Source organism: Paenibacillus phytorum, assembly GCF_013141715.1.
Classification (GTDB): domain Bacteria; phylum Bacillota; class Bacilli; order Paenibacillales; family NBRC-103111; genus Paenibacillus_E; species Paenibacillus_E phytorum.
This window is the reverse complement of the sequence record NZ_WHOA01000246.1, coordinates 38001-52362: the sequence shown is the minus strand read 5'-3', so window position 1 is coordinate 52362 and position 14362 is coordinate 38001. Positions and strand designations below refer to the sequence as shown.

At 48.8% G+C, this 14362-nt stretch carries 9 protein-coding genes and 2 pseudogenes; 2 read left to right on the top strand and 9 right to left on the bottom strand.

What is annotated here, in order from left to right; translation table 11 throughout:
- Window positions 1-97: 97 nt before the first annotated feature.
- The 4 genes and pseudogenes from GC098_RS36640 to GC098_RS40580 all read right to left on the bottom strand — a co-directional run.
- On the bottom strand, window positions 98-370 hold the full coding sequence (locus GC098_RS36640) for a hypothetical protein (RefSeq protein WP_171649251.1): 273 nt from the start codon (window positions 368-370) through the stop codon (window positions 98-100).
- Window positions 371-402: 32 nt separating this feature from the next.
- Window positions 403-739: pseudogene (locus tag GC098_RS41980) on the bottom strand (helix-turn-helix domain-containing protein); the annotation flags it as partial.
- A 428-nt stretch (window positions 740-1167) separates the two neighbouring features.
- Window positions 1168-1641 (bottom strand): manganese efflux pump, encoded by a 474-nt coding sequence (locus tag GC098_RS36630; protein ID WP_171649250.1) that lies wholly within the window; start codon window positions 1639-1641, stop codon window positions 1168-1170.
- A 182-nt stretch (window positions 1642-1823) separates the two neighbouring features.
- Window positions 1824-1880 (bottom strand): annotated as a pseudogene (locus GC098_RS40580) (hypothetical protein); the annotation flags it as partial.
- A 55-nt stretch (window positions 1881-1935) separates the two neighbouring features.
- On the opposite strand from GC098_RS40580, the gene GC098_RS36625 reads away from it, so the two are divergent.
- Window positions 1936-2556, top strand: coding sequence for a cupin domain-containing protein (locus tag GC098_RS36625; protein WP_246359168.1), 621 nt, complete (start codon window positions 1936-1938; stop codon window positions 2554-2556).
- A 23-nt stretch (window positions 2557-2579) separates the two neighbouring features.
- Window positions 2580-2756 (top strand): helix-turn-helix domain-containing protein, encoded by a 177-nt coding sequence (locus GC098_RS40575; protein ID WP_246359167.1) that lies wholly within the window; start codon window positions 2580-2582, stop codon window positions 2754-2756.
- A gap of 67 nt (window positions 2757-2823) precedes the next feature.
- Here GC098_RS40575 and GC098_RS36620 read toward each other — a convergent pair whose 3' ends face one another.
- The 5 genes from GC098_RS36620 to GC098_RS36600 form a co-directional block, all read right to left on the bottom strand.
- Window positions 2824-9231: a GH32 C-terminal domain-containing protein gene (locus GC098_RS36620; RefSeq protein WP_171649249.1), complete on the bottom strand. Its 6408-nt coding sequence runs from the start codon at window positions 9229-9231 to the stop codon at window positions 2824-2826.
- Window positions 9232-9364: 133 nt separating this feature from the next.
- The gene (locus tag GC098_RS36615) at window positions 9365-10141 is read right to left on the bottom strand and encodes a Gfo/Idh/MocA family protein (protein WP_216625557.1); all 777 of its coding nucleotides are present in this window, start codon (window positions 10139-10141) and stop codon (window positions 9365-9367) included.
- Window positions 10142-10144: 3 nt separating this feature from the next.
- Window positions 10145-10489: a Gfo/Idh/MocA family protein gene (locus GC098_RS36610; RefSeq protein WP_171649247.1), complete on the bottom strand. Its 345-nt coding sequence runs from the start codon at window positions 10487-10489 to the stop codon at window positions 10145-10147.
- 19 nt (window positions 10490-10508) lie between these two features.
- Window positions 10509-12818, bottom strand: a complete 2310-nt coding sequence (locus tag GC098_RS36605) for a GH32 C-terminal domain-containing protein (protein WP_171649246.1) — start codon at window positions 12816-12818, stop codon at window positions 10509-10511.
- Window positions 12819-12840: 22 nt separating this feature from the next.
- Entirely contained in the window at window positions 12841-14346 is a 1506-nt protein-coding gene (locus GC098_RS36600; protein ID WP_171649245.1) for a glycoside hydrolase family 32 protein, read from the bottom strand.
- Window positions 14347-14362 lie beyond the last annotated feature (16 nt).

The following is a 14362-nucleotide window of genomic DNA, read 5'->3' as shown; positions in this document are numbered from 1 at the left end:
TAAATATTTTTCGATGAATCCTGCGCGGAGTTCCATTCGATTACTGTCCAATATTCGAACGATTCCCCAATCTTCAATTTACGGGATTCGATTATGATTACCGCTTTTTTGAAGCAATTCGATACTTTAATTGCTTCGAAAAATGATTCGCGGTACATTCAATACCCTTATTGCGGTTTCCAATACCGATCAATGGCGATAAGATCTTTTTTTCTAACTCTTGCATCATTTTTCTGAGAAAATCATATCGCTCAGTATCTAAATTCAATGTAAAAACAACAATAAGATGCCAGGGCTCACCATAGGCGATGTTATCCGACGCATTCGTAAAGACCATTTCGGTCAGACCGTGGTCTATGTCTACCAACATGCTTTGTTTGTAGTACCATCGTTGCAATGACTGCCGGAGCGGACGCAGATAACATTCTTTAATTCGGGCTCCATAAAGATAGTAATGTAGTTGTGGCCACACTTAGCTGAGGTTTCATCCGTATTAATCTTCGTTACATAAGAAAGATCTTGCGTAGTGATCGCGTTCTCAACGTAATAATTGGAGAATCCGCCACAAACGAGTGTCGTGTTCGCCAATAAATCGACTGACTGCATTCATCGGCATATCTTTAGAAAGGGTCATGATGAGAGCATCAAAGTGAAGTGTAAAGTAATGCTTCGGTTTATCTAACGCACAGGGCACATTTACTCGCACAAGTCGGTTGCATTGTCCACAATTCGTCCGAGGAAAAATACCGTTTCTTTCACATTGTCGAGATCCCGTATTGATTGCTTACCCATATCGATTGTTCAATACATTCTTCTATTTCTTGAACTGCAGGCAGAGCGGGTATTGCTCCAGTCACGGGGTTTTGGCTATTCATTTTTTTGAGCCAGTAACCTCCTGTTTCTGATTTTCTGATTCTCTCATAGAGGGCTTATCAGTTCTAGGTGGGTAATATTTGACGCTTACATACATATGAAAACCACCCAAATGAAGCAGAAGGAATTTGCAAACATATTGGCGTTTCTGAGGGTACTCTTAGAGATATAGTATGAGGGAACAGCTATCCCTCTTTCGAGACCATCATCCCCATTAAAAAGGCCTATTATTTATCCTAAAACTTGATGCAAGCCCACTAAGATCAGAAGGGCACCAGAGATAAAACCTGCACGTTATCCTAGCCTTTGGGCAGCAAATTTTGCTCCAAGAAATGCAAATAAACCAACACATACATAACTGAATAGACCAGAAATAGAAGAAATAACCCATATATTAAGATGTATAATTCCTGCATCAAAACCGCCAGCCAAATTATTTATAGATAGTGCAAGCCCAAGAATGATCGATTCAGTAATCCCAACAGTTTTCGAACCATCCAAATCCGCATCTTCAGGACTTTGCAAAATGTGAATTAACATGGAACTACTAGAAGGCATCTTCTCAGACTTTTTGGATAACAAAGGCTGACACAAGACCCAAACACCTATTATAACGAGAACTATCATGCCAATAACGTTACAAATAAAGGCTGGTAACCAAAGAGAAATCCAGTTTCCAAAAATACCTCCAACAAAAGTAAGCATAAATCCCATTAAAGCAATGATGAAATTGGATAAAAAAGAAATACGAATTTTCTGCAAAACCATGATGTATCAGCTCCTTAATAAATAGGTATTCCTTTATAGAGTGTTTATCCTATGAATATAAAATCATAATGCTCTTGATAGGAACAATTCCGAAAGTTTTCTCATGGCGAATTTATTTTCGAGAAAACGATTGTAAGGAGCAACAACTGGAATTCAAGAGCAAAAATGATTTGGCGAGAAGCCTATCTTCCTTTCCCATCTTTACTTGAACCTACGATCATATACCATTTATCTTCGTGTTTCCATACTTTCGGATCCCTAAAATCAGAGGAGCATGTCTCCTTTCCTTGGTATTTGGAAGAGAGAGTATTATTTGACTATGAGATTCTTTATGTAAAGGAAGGCAGATTAAAAGTTACTGTAGAAGATGATGTTTATTTAGGAGAACCAGGCGACTTATTTTTCTTTCGCCCCAGACAAAGGCATTCGATCAGAAAGATTGGTACAGATTTAGTTCGACAACCCCATTTACATTTTGATTTGCTCTATCAAGAAGATAGTCCTGATGTTAAAGTTTCCTTTAAAAAATTAGAAAATATAACGACAGATGAAATGAAATGGTTCCGAAACGACGATATTGAGCAATTAACATTACCTCTAGCAAGCCATATACATTTGCGGCATCATCTAGCTATTGAAAAATTACTTTTTGAAATTATAAGAGAATTTCAAATGAAGTTGCCATTTTATGAATTGAATATGAAGGGATTATTTATTCAATTATTCACAGCATTATTGCGCGAAAACTATTGGAATCGAAATCCTCACTTACTTTCCAATCTCAACGAGTTGGAGCAAGTCCGAATTTTCTTAAAGCACAACATTGGTCAAAAGGTTACTTTAGATGAACTAGCTAAAATTTCCGGAATCAGCAAATACTATTTGATCACATTGTTAATCAAACATTTGGGATGAGTCCAATCCAATATCACCAGTTAATGCGCATAGAAAAGGCAAGAGAAATGATCCAGTTTACTGATGAACCTTTAACACGAATTGCGGAACTTATCGGATTTCCGGATATTCATTCCTTCAGTAAAGCATTTAAAAAAATTGAAGGCGTTAATCCTTCTTTTTATCGAAAAAAGAAATCTTCTAATAACTTTCCTACATGAAAAAACAAGGAGCTATCCCTCGATCTTATAGACCTTACCGGATAGCCCTTGTAGAACACTTTAAATGTTAAGGCGTATTCACCGGCACATTAAAATCATCAACGTTAAGATGACCCCATCCGCCGATGTTGTTGTCGACGATTTTGATATAACAAGAAGTATTCAAATAAGCCGATGCATCCCAGAACACGTGCGAGTATGCTTCGTTGTTGGCGCCTGTCGCCTTCATCAGTTCGACTCCGTCCGAAGCGCGGACAAGCGCGACGTACAAGTTGCTGATATTGTTGCCGCCGCCGATCAAAAAGTCGATCTTGCCGCTGCCGCCGAGCGTAAAGGTTTGCGATTGCAATACGCCGACCGCAGCGTCTCCACCGTTCAAATAGCCGTACAGGTGGTATTTGTTGTTTTGTTTGAACGGTCCGCCCCAGCCCCAGTTCGTTAACGAGGTGACGCTCGAGTTGCTGAAGGCGGTTCCGCTGACGACCGTCCAGCCGGTCAAATCGCCGGTTTCGAAATCGTGATTCGTCAGTTCCGTCGTCGGGCTAATGTTATACGCCGTCAGACTGTTCAAGGTGACATTTCCGCCCGTCGCGTACAGCTCCAGCCCCGAATCGGCAAGCAACGGGAAGATTTGATCCGTGATGACCGCCTTGCCGTTATTGCCGAACGCTTCGACCGATGCGCGATCGACGAAAATGCGCAGCGTTACCTTGTTGTTATCCGGTGACATGACGACTTCATGTCTCGCCGCAAAGGTGCTGTTGAATTTGGACTCGCCCGATGCGGTACGATCGACGAACATCTTCGAGCTCATTTTATTGTACCCGACAACAGTCGCATCGTTCGGGCCCTTGCGGACTTTGAAGCCGTATTCGGTCGCCGTCGCCGTATCGTTTTGGAATTCCGCGACGATCTCCCAAGCGTTACCGGATAAGGCCGACAACAAGTTGCTTCCGGGTATGATCGTTTGGTTCATCCAGCTGGCAGCCGTTCCGCGAAGCGCATTCGTCTCCGTCACCGGCGTTGTCGCCAAGTAGACCGCAGAGCCGACCGTGGTCAATTTTGCCTCGCGAGGCAGCGTCATCGTGCTTCTCGAAATGGATGCAGGAATGCTTTGCCCGTAGTTCCAGTTGTTCATCCAGCCGATCTCGATCCGGCGGCCATCCGTTGCCGGAATGTTGTTGAACGATGTCCCGGCGTAATTGTCTGAACCGTTGTCTCGCCAGAGCACGGTGCTGGATGGGTTGTCGTTCGTGAACGTCGTGCCGTTGAACTGGCCGACAAAGTATTGAAAGCCCGAGCCGCCCGCCGGCGCCCCGTTGCCGATACTGACCGACAATACCCATTTCATATTGGCCGGATTGCCGTCAACCGGCAGTTGGTACAAGTCCGGGCATTCCCATGTGCCGCCATGCGAGCCGCCCAAACTTCCGAACTCGCTCGCATACGTCCAGGTCTTCAGGTTCGCGGACGTGTAGAATCGCACTCGGTCCCCTGCGGAGATGACCATCACCCAGTTGTTCGTTCCCGCATTCCAGAACACTTTCGGGTCGCGGAATACGCTGAGTCCCGTCGGCATCGCCATGACCGGGTTGCTTACGTACTTGGTCCACGTTCGGCCTCTGTCGTTGCTGTACGCGATGCTCTGCACCTGTACGCCGCTGTTTTCCTGCGTAAAGATCGCAACCATCGGCGCCTCGGTACCGGTTTGAAACCCGCTCGTGTTGTACGTGTCCACGACCACGCTGCCCGACCAAGGGTAGCCGTTGCTATCCCTTTCGAGCGTGATAGGCAAGTCTTGCCAGTTTACGAGGTCCGTGCTAACCGCGTGGCCCCAGAACATCGGTCCCCATGTCGTACCCGTCGGATTCTTCTGGTAGAACAGATGATATTCGCCGTTGTCATACACGAGTCCGCTAGGGTCGTTCATCCATTTCCGTTTCGGCGTGAAATGGTACGTTTCCCGATACTGCTGATATCGGCTGCCTGTCGTTATATCGCTGACCATGTTGTACACGTGGAAATCGTCGACGTTGATATGACCCCAACCGACGGTCGAGTTATCGACGACTTTGATATACACGTCTTCACCCAGATACGCGGAAGCGTCCCAATACACCCGGCTGTATTGCTCGTTATTATACCCAGTCTCTTTCATTAATTCCGCGCCGTCGGACGCTCTGACCAGAGCGACATACTCATTGTTGATGTCGTTTCCGCCGCCGATCAGGAAGTCGATCCAGCCGCTGCCGTCCAGTGTAAAGGTAGTCGATTGCATAACGCCAACCAAGGCGTCTCCGCCGGCTTTATATCCCCACACATGATACGTTCCGTTCTGGTTGAAGCAGCAGCCCCATCCCCAGTCGGTATCCGACGCCACGGCCAGATTGCTGAAGGCGGTGCCGCTCACGACCGTCCAGCCCGTCAAATTCCCCGTCTCGAAATCAGGATTGGAAATGGTGGTGGTCGTCGGCGCTTGCGTCGGGAAGTGGAAGTCGTCGACATTAATGTGTCCCCAGGCGCCAGTCGCGTTATCAACCACTTTGATATAACATTGCGTACCGTTATAGTCGGACGCGTCCCAATTGACCCGGCTATATGCTTCGCGGTCGCCTCCGGTCGCTTTGAACAATTCTTTTCCGTCGGAAACCCGGACCAGCGCCACATACAGATCGTAGTAGTTGTTGCCGCCGCCGATCAGGAAGTTGATTTGTCCGTTGCCGCCGAGAATGAATTTTTGCGAGCGCATCGAACCGACTTGCGAGTCGATCGTATTTTTCGCGCCCCAGAAATGGCTGTTTCCGCTTTGATTGAACGGTCCGCCCCAGCCCCAATCGCCCGCCGTTGTCACATCCAAATTGCTGAACGCGTCGCCGCTCAGAATGGTCCAGCCCGACAAATTGTCGTTAAGATCCGGGTTGATCAAATTGCCGTGCGCCGGCTCCGCGACGACCGTAATCGCGCTCGTGGCGGTAAAGCCTCCGATTCTCGTTGTCGCCGTAATGGTAGCCGTACCGACTGCTTTCGCGGTCACGTTTCCGCCCACGACCGATGCCACAGCCGAATTGCTGGATGTCCAGGTAACATCCTTGTTCGTTGCGTTCGAAGGCGAAACCGTCGCCTGTAACAGTTGGCTGTCTCCATTAATAATCGTTTTCGTCGCCGGCAAGGAAACACCTGTAGGATTCACCGCCGTGTATGCCGAATTCATTGCCCACACTTGCAACGATTTCACGATGACCGTGTCCGGGCTGGCATTCGCATACAGCTGGATGCCTTCCGCATCGCTGCGCGTCGGATATGCCCGCGTCGTGAGCGATTTCAATCCGTTCAAATACGCTTCGATCATCGAACGGTCCACGTAAATGTGCAGCTTGATGTTTTCCGTTCCGATGTCGACGACACCGCCTTGATACCATTTCTCGACGTCCGGGTCCAGGCTCCCCTTGGTCCGGTCGACCCAGAATTCCGTCGAACTCTTCTTATAGTACACATTGGTCAATTCTTCCGCGCCAGGCGAACGGCGCAAGCTGAATCCAACTTCGTTCGCAGTGCCCGGAGCGATTTCCGCCACGATTTCATACATGTCGGAACTGATGCTGGACAACGCTGTGTTTGCAGCCGTGAAAGTCGTATCCGTCGTGATGTTGACGAGCTGCGTGCCTCGCAGTGACGTCAATTCGGTGATCGGGTCCGCGCCAAGCTTGCCGTCCGGACGCAGGTACACGTTCAGCGGCAGCCCGAAGTTATGGGCATATCCGGCATTGGAATCCATCGTCGCCGTTCTTCTGCCCTGCGCGATGCTGTAAATGACGGTCCGTCCGTCCGATGTGAGGCCGGCCGCCGGTCCCGTGAAATGTTCGCCGACGTCGAGCAATTGCGGCGTCGCATTGTCCGGCGTAAACTGCGCCGTCGTCGGGTTCCATGTGCCGATCCAGTAATACGTGTAGCGGGACTGATACTCCGAGCTCGACATTTTGGCCGGGTTGATCATGAAAATATACTTGCCGCTCGTACCGAGCGGACGCAAGTTCGGCAGCTCCCATACGCGTCCGGTTTGCGGATAGATCGTATAGTTACCGACATACAGCGGACCGCGATACGTCCAGCCGGTTTCAAGCGTTGGATCCGTCGTCGAATACACGAGCGCAGTGCCGCCGACGGCGTTTCCTTGCGCATCTTGAATGCCGGAGGTCACAAGCATAAACCAAGTGCTTCCATCCTTGAATACGAACGGATCCCGGAATTCGCCAAAAATGCCTTGACCCGCTTGCTGGTCGACGACGACCTTCGGACTCTTCGTCCAACGGTTCAAGTCGTTGTCGCCGTCTTGCGCATAGGTGCTGCGGGCGATGTTGATCCGTTGATTCGGCGTTCTCCGATTATCACCGGCCGTGTAGAAGATGACCGGTATGCCGTTGCCATCCAGTACGGAGCCGCCGGCCCACGCGCCGTCGATATCAACCGCGTTTTTCTCAGGAATGACCGCGTCCTGCGCGTCTCGCCAGTGCACCATATCGCTGCTGACCAAATGGCCCCAACGGATATTATCCCAATACGGACCGCGCGGGTTGCTTTGATAAAACACATGGTACTGACCGCCAAAATAGATCGCGCCGCCCGGCTCGTTCTGCCATGCCGAAGGCGGTTCGGCATGGAACTGCGGACGCTGCGAATCGTTCGCCAAAATGCTGCGATCGATTCGATTGTTGGCCGTTGGCAGATTACCGTTAAGTGCGTTCACATACGAGTTGTAAGCGCTTTGAATGTCGGCCGCAGGAACGACTTGGTTGCGGATTTTCACCTCGTCGATCAGACCGCTGAACGCGTTCAGATTAAAGCCGTATAACCAAAACGCTTGATTGTTTTTGCCGATCAGCAAATCGGTATCGCTTGCCAATATCGGCTGGCCGACCGGGAAATTCGCTGAGGCCGCCTGTTGGCCATTGAGATACAAGGCGGCTAGCCCCGTATCGCTGCTGTAAGTAGCGACCACATACGACCACTCGTCGAGCGGCAATTGCTTATCCGACATAATTTCCCGCCAGTCGGTTCCGGTACCGAATTGGAAGCCCCATACGCCGCTTCGGTAGTTGCCGAGAATAAAGCCTTCCTTGGACTCCCGGTTATGCTGGTTGACGATCGCGGACAATCGGCCTTCGGCTCCGGACTCAAAGTTGCGCGGTGCTACCCACGCTTCGACAGTGATCGCTTTGGTCGGAGTCGGAAACTTATTAGCAGGATGAGTGATCGACGTCGAATAGCCGTCAAACAGCAGAGCACCGCCGCTAATGCCGTCGCTTTTCCAAAGCGGACTTTGTGCTGGTTGGTACACGTCGGTGTTCAAATGATACGCGACAGGATCGGCATTGCCTGATACGGTATCCGTCGCTGAGGTGCCCGTCCCATCGTTCAGATGCCATTGGCCGACTAAGCCGCCCGCATAGATCGAATTGAAGACATTGAAATCGTCAACGTTGATATGGCCCCAGCTGCCGGTGGAGTTATCGACGATCTTAATGTACAAATCTTGGCCGATATACGCCGACGCGTCCCAGAACACCCGTCGGTACGCCTCGGAATTGCTTCCGGTTTCCTTAAACACCTCTACACTGTCCGAAGCACGCACAAGTGCAACGTACAGATTATTGAGGTCTCGCCCACCGCTTACGAGGAAGTCGATTCCACCGTTTCCGCCTAACGTGAAGGTTGAGGACTTTAGAACGCCTACTGCACTTTCACCCCCGGCCTTAAATCCCCACAAATGATAGTTTCCGACTTTACCGAACGAGCCACCTTGACTATAGTCATTTTCATGCACTAAGTTACTTGGTGCAAACGCGTCACCGCTAATATTCATCCAGCCCTTGATCTCGTTCGGAATGAGATCCGTCAATTCAAAATCCGGATTGTACAGAGCCGGCTGCACATGTCCGTGGAGCGAAGCCGTCTGCGGAACGTGGAAATCATCAACATTGATATGACCCGTTGTTGAATTATCCACGATTTTAATTTTAACGACCGTCCCTACGTAAGCAGCCGCATTCCAGTTGACGCGAGTATATGTATCTGTGTTGCTGGCGGTCGCTTTCATCAGCTCGACGCCGTCGGAATCCCGCACGAGAGCAACAAACAGGTTGCTGATGTCATTGTTACCGCCGATCAGAAAATCAACTGCGCCGTTTCCGCCCAGCGTAAACGTCTCGGACTGCAGGACGCCAACCTTGGAATTGTCGCCTCGCCCATCCCAGATGTGCCAGAAGTTATGCTGGTTGAACGCTTGCTTATTCCAGTAGCTCGAATCCGAAGCCACAGCGGCGATACTGAATGAGGTACCGCTAACAACGGTCCAGCCTGTCAAATCCCCTGTCTCGAAACTTGGATTCGTAATCGTGGCGGAATAAGCATGGACGACTGAAGGCGGTGAGAAAACCTGGATCCCCGCCACGAACAAACATAAGACCATTGCTCTCATTCTTGCAATAAAGCGAAATAATACACGGCCTCTTTTCACACATTTCCCTCCAAACTTGTAAGCGATTGCAAATCCCTTCAAGAATAGCGGCCGCCACCAACGTGGAGGCCGCAGGAATGGGCATGAGCACCTGCTATTTTTTGAATGAATTCATTTCCTCTATCACCATATCCTCGTATGCATGCTTTTTACCAAGGATGACATCTTGGACCTGAACAGGCTGACCGATCGTCGCGGATTCCAAAGCGGCAAATACGACCCCCAAAGCCTCAAGCCCCCGCTCGGCGCTCGAGATCGCCTGCTTTTGATCCGCTATTGCTTCCCATAATTCCACATAAGAATGCGCAAACGGATTTTGTACCGTATCGGGCGCATAACGTTCGATGATTTCAGATATCGGGATGATTCTCCCATCTTCGGGCGCCGCATGTTGTCCGGGACGGAAGCATCCTTTGCTGCCGTAAATCCACACCCCGCCGGTTCTTTCGCCATGGGCGGCGGTACTGCACATCCAGTGTCCCAACCCGCCGTTTTCAAAACGAAGAACAGTTACCGACGTATCTTCTCCGGTAGGATGAATGATCGTTTCCCCGTTGCTCAATTCCTTTTCAAAAATTTCCGTATACGAGAATACTTCTTTAACAGGACCGTTCACTTCAGTAAAAAAATGAGTCCGGTGGACGCCGTGATCATTGATCCATCCGGCTCCCGCTCTTCCCTTCATATGACGCCAAGCCGTTCCGGCAAAATATTTGCGGCCGAGCGTTACCGTTGCATAGTCCATAATCATGTATACGGAACCGATAATACCCTCTTTTACCGCCCTTGCCATCGCAACATTTTCGGCCCCTAATACGCTAGGTTCAGATAATGTCAAGATCATGCCGTGCTTTTTCGCATCTGCAATCATTTTTCATCCGAAGGAAGGCGAAATCGCGAGCGGTTTTTGCATTTGCACATGAACTCCCGCAGCAAAACAATCTTCCGCAACGGTATGATGCAAATCATGATCCAGCAAAACAGAGACCGCATCCAATCGGCCTTCCTCCAGCATCCGTCGATAATCCGTATATACTTCGGGCCTGTTTCCGAGCCGCTTTTCCACTTCCGCCGCAAACGCCTCTGCCCGATCCTGCTTAAGATCGCAAATAGCTGTTAAATCAAATGTTTTCTTGCCTTCATTTTTTAATTGTTCCAAGCCTTCCAAGTGTGCAGTAGAAATAACTCCGCAACCGATAAAACCAAGTTTCATAATCATGAATCCTCCGATATTTGATTTATTTGCTTAGTCCCCCATCTGCAAACTGCTCTGGAACATAGGCAGGGACTGTGGACCCGAAGGCCGAGTTCATTTCCCATACTTCCATGGATCTGACCTTCACGCTTCCGTCACCCCAGATCTGCAGCCCAAGCGAATCGGATCTGCTCGGATATGCCCTTGTGGTCAAGCTTTTTATCCCATTGGCATAGGCTTCGATCATCGAACGATCCAAATAAATATGCAGCTTCAAATTCTCTTCGCCCAGCTCCAGACTGCCACCTTGATTCCCTTTACTGCGTTCAAACTTATCTAGAGTCGTCTTCATCCTGTTCACATTCAACGTGGATGCTTCCGCATCGTAGTAGAGCAATGTCTCTTCTTCACCTTCCGGCGAACGTCGAACTTTAAGACCGAACTGTTTCGCTGTTTCGGGCTCCAATTCCAGGATGATGTCCAGCATATCGCCTTTTACTTCGTGAATGAGAGAATTCGCTTCTTTCAAAGATTTGTTTGTGAAAGAAGCAAGTTTTTTCCCCCTAAGCGATTGCAATTCTTCGATAGGTTCAACCCCGAGACGTCCATCGTCACGCAAAAATAAGCTGACAGGCAAACCGCCGTTATGGGCCCAACCCGAGCTGTAGTCCAACGCCGGAGTCCGCTGCCCTTGCGCGATTGTGAACAAGATGTTACGATCCGTTTTTGGATCGACCATCCCACTGGGACCCGTGAAATGGAAGTCCCCAACATCGATGAGTTGAGGCTCATCCTGATCCGGTATGAAGCGAAAATGTTCCTTATCGAACGTGCCTATCCAATAATAGACTTCTACATCCGCATCGGCTCCTACCGGACTGATGAGAAATACATGCTTATCATGGCCATGCTTGTCTTTACCCAACGGAAGTAAAACAGGAAGCTCCCAAACAGGTCCCAAATATGGATATTTCTCATGATTGCTAATATAAAATGGACCTTTATACTCCCAATCCGTCAAGTTTTTCGATGTATACGCAAAAGCAGTTCCACCATCCGCTACTGTTCCTGAGCCAACCAGCATATACCAGGTATCACCGTCTTTCCATACAAACGGGTCGCGGAAATCTCCGAATTTTCCGATCCCTTTTTGCTGTATGACAACTGGCGTGGGATGCTTCACCCAGTGAACCAAATCGTTATCTCCATCTTGGGCGAATGTGCTTCGCGCCAGACCGACCCGCTGATTCGGTTCTGCGCTGTCGTCTCCGGCCGTAAAGAACAGAACCGGAAGCCCATTCTCATCATAAGCAGCGCTTCCAGACCAGTCACCGTCCGGATCGACCGCATTCTTTTCAGGTGACAACGCAACAGGCAAATCTCTCCAATGTACCATATCATCACTAACCCAATGTCCCCAATGAATTTGATGCCAATAAGGTCCTTGCGGATTATGCTGATAAAACAGGTGATACTGTCCGTTAAAATAAATCGGCGCATGCGGCTCATTCATCCAATGAGCGGGAGGACTTACATGAAATTGCGGGCGGTGTCTGTCACTGGCTAATAAACTACGGTCAAGCTTCAAATCGTCATATGGAATCGAAGGGATTTCCCCCCCATAAGGAGCCAAATAACGGTCAAAAGAAGACGAAATTTCCTCCGAAGACAAGGCACGGTTATAAATCTTCACTTCGTCGATTAATCCATTGAACATATGAAGCGAAAAATCGTCAGCCAATACAGCCGCCTGATTATTTTTTCCAATTAATAGATCTTGGCTGGACGGGGTTATCAATGCTGGTGCGGGAGTCTGTTTCGATGCGACTTCTATGCCGTTTAAATACAGCTTCATTTCGCAGGCTTCCTTGTCATAGGTGGCTGCCACATAAGACCACTCGTTCGTGGAAAGGGGGTGTTCCTCAGACCAAACTTCGCCCCATTCATTATCGAGTCCGAGCTGCATGGACCAGGTCCCATGTCTGTACATGCCTAAGATAAAGCCCTCCTTTTTCTCCCTGTCATGTTGGTTGATGATGGCAGAAAGACGGTGTTCGTCTCCGAACTCGTAAGACCTCGGCGCCACCCACGCCTCAAGCGTCAAAGCGTCGCTTGGTTTACTGATCTGATCGGCCGATCGCTTGATCCAAGTCGAATACCCGTCGAACAACAAGGCATTGCCTCTAATACCTTTCCTCCTTTGCGGGTCGCTGGACGCTTTGAAACGTGCATGATTGAATACGTAATCGATGGAATCATTCATCTTGCTGATTGAATCTTGCGCCGTCTTACCTAATACTTCATCAAAAGACCAATGGGCAAGAAGGCTGGTATCTTTTTCATTTTGCAGCATGAAATCAGATCCTCCTTTTAGATTAGCTATTCATCACAACGGATTTATCAGCAGAATAAATCGGTTGTAACGGAAACATCATTAACGATACGAGTTTGACACTGCCCTCTTTTGCATATACTTCTAACCCTGTACTAGAATGATCCGGGAAAATCTGATCCGTCATCGCGAGTATTCCATCATTTCCGAACACCTCTACGGAGGACCAATCTACAAAAATATGCATTTTTATCCGATTATGGATCGGCAGCAACGCAGCAGCATGTTTGCAAGGAAAATGCCCGCAGAAATCGGCAGCCCCGGACCGGGTGCGATCGATAAATAGCGTTTGTGCAGCCGTATCATAGCCAATCACCGTTTCTTGGCCTTCCGACTTAAGAACTTTGAATCCGAATTCCGCTGCGGAGTCCAATTCGAATTTAGCTATCATCTCAAATTTTTTGCCGGATATATCGGATAAAATATTGTTATTCGGTGTGAGCGTAAGATCGCTCCACTCCAATTTCTCCAGTCTAAGCGTTTCAAGGTCGGAAACCGGAGTCTGGACGAGTCTGGTCCCTTCCGGCATTGACCTTAAAGCCAAGACGCGCGGGATTGTCATGGCACTTCTCCAAACTTCTGTCGGCGTTTGATTTGCATATTTCCAATTGCTCATCCAGCCGATGAAAACACGGCGTCCATCCTCTTTCGGGATGTCAGACCAGGTCACACCTGCATAATTATCTCTTCCATGATCAAGCCAAAGCGTGGTGGCGGAGTCGTTTTCGTTGATAAACTGAATTCCGTCGAAATGGCCGATAAAATACTGGGTTCTTGAACCTTCCGCATATTCCTCGGCATTTCCGATGCTTACGATCATGACCCACTTTGTCTTGTCAGGATCTTCATCTACGGGCAGCTCGAACAGGTCGGGGCATTCCCAGACGCCCGCATGGGAGCCCGCCTCATGACCGAAAACGCTGGCAAAAGTCCATTCTTTCAAATTAGAGGAAAAATACATCCGGACACAATTGCCTGCAGCCAAAATCATTATCCATTTGCCGGACGGTTCATGCCAAAAAACCTTCGGATCTCGGAAGTCCGTAATTCCTTCATCGGTGAGAACGGGGTTCCCTTCATACGTCGTCCAACTCCGTCCGCTATCGGCACTATAAGCAAGGCTTTGCCGCTGTCTTGGCCGATCCGAATCCGGATAGGTATCCGCGTGGGTGAAAATCGCTACAATTCCCGATCCGCCGTTAAAAAAACCGCTTGTATCGTTCCAATCGATAACAGCACTGCCCGAGAAAATATACCCGTTATGATCCGGAAATAAAGCAATCGGTAAATGTTCCCAACTAACCAAGTCCTTGCTTATCGCATGGCCCCAATGCATAGGTCCCCAGGTGCTTCCATGCGGGTGAAACTGATAGAACAGATGGTATTCGCCTTCATAATAAACAAGCCCGTTCGGATCGTTCATCCAGTTCGTCTCCGGCGTAAAATGAAACTGCGGACGATATTTTTCTTGATAATAGTACTTATTCATTTAACCTTCATCACCT

Coding starts and splice junctions, on each gene's coding strand:
- GC098_RS36605 (WP_171649246.1), bottom strand. CDS start 12,818: ATGCTGCAAAATGAAAAAGATACCAGCCTTCTTGCCCATTGGTCTTTT.
- GC098_RS36640 (WP_171649251.1), bottom strand. CDS start 370: ATGTTGGTAGACATAGACCACGGTCTGACCGAAATGGTCTTTACGAAT.
- GC098_RS36620 (WP_171649249.1), bottom strand. CDS start 9,231: ATGAGAGCAATGGTCTTATGTTTGTTCGTGGCGGGGATCCAGGTTTTC.
- GC098_RS40575 (WP_246359167.1), top strand. CDS start 2,580: ATGCGCATAGAAAAGGCAAGAGAAATGATCCAGTTTACTGATGAACCT.
- GC098_RS36600 (WP_171649245.1), bottom strand. CDS start 14,346: ATGAATAAGTACTATTATCAAGAAAAATATCGTCCGCAGTTTCATTTT.
- GC098_RS36615 (WP_216625557.1), bottom strand. CDS start 10,141: ATGATTGCAGATGCGAAAAAGCACGGCATGATCTTGACATTATCTGAA.
- GC098_RS36610 (WP_171649247.1), bottom strand. CDS start 10,489: ATGATTATGAAACTTGGTTTTATCGGTTGCGGAGTTATTTCTACTGCA.
- GC098_RS36630 (WP_171649250.1), bottom strand. CDS start 1,641: ATGGTTTTGCAGAAAATTCGTATTTCTTTTTTATCCAATTTCATCATT.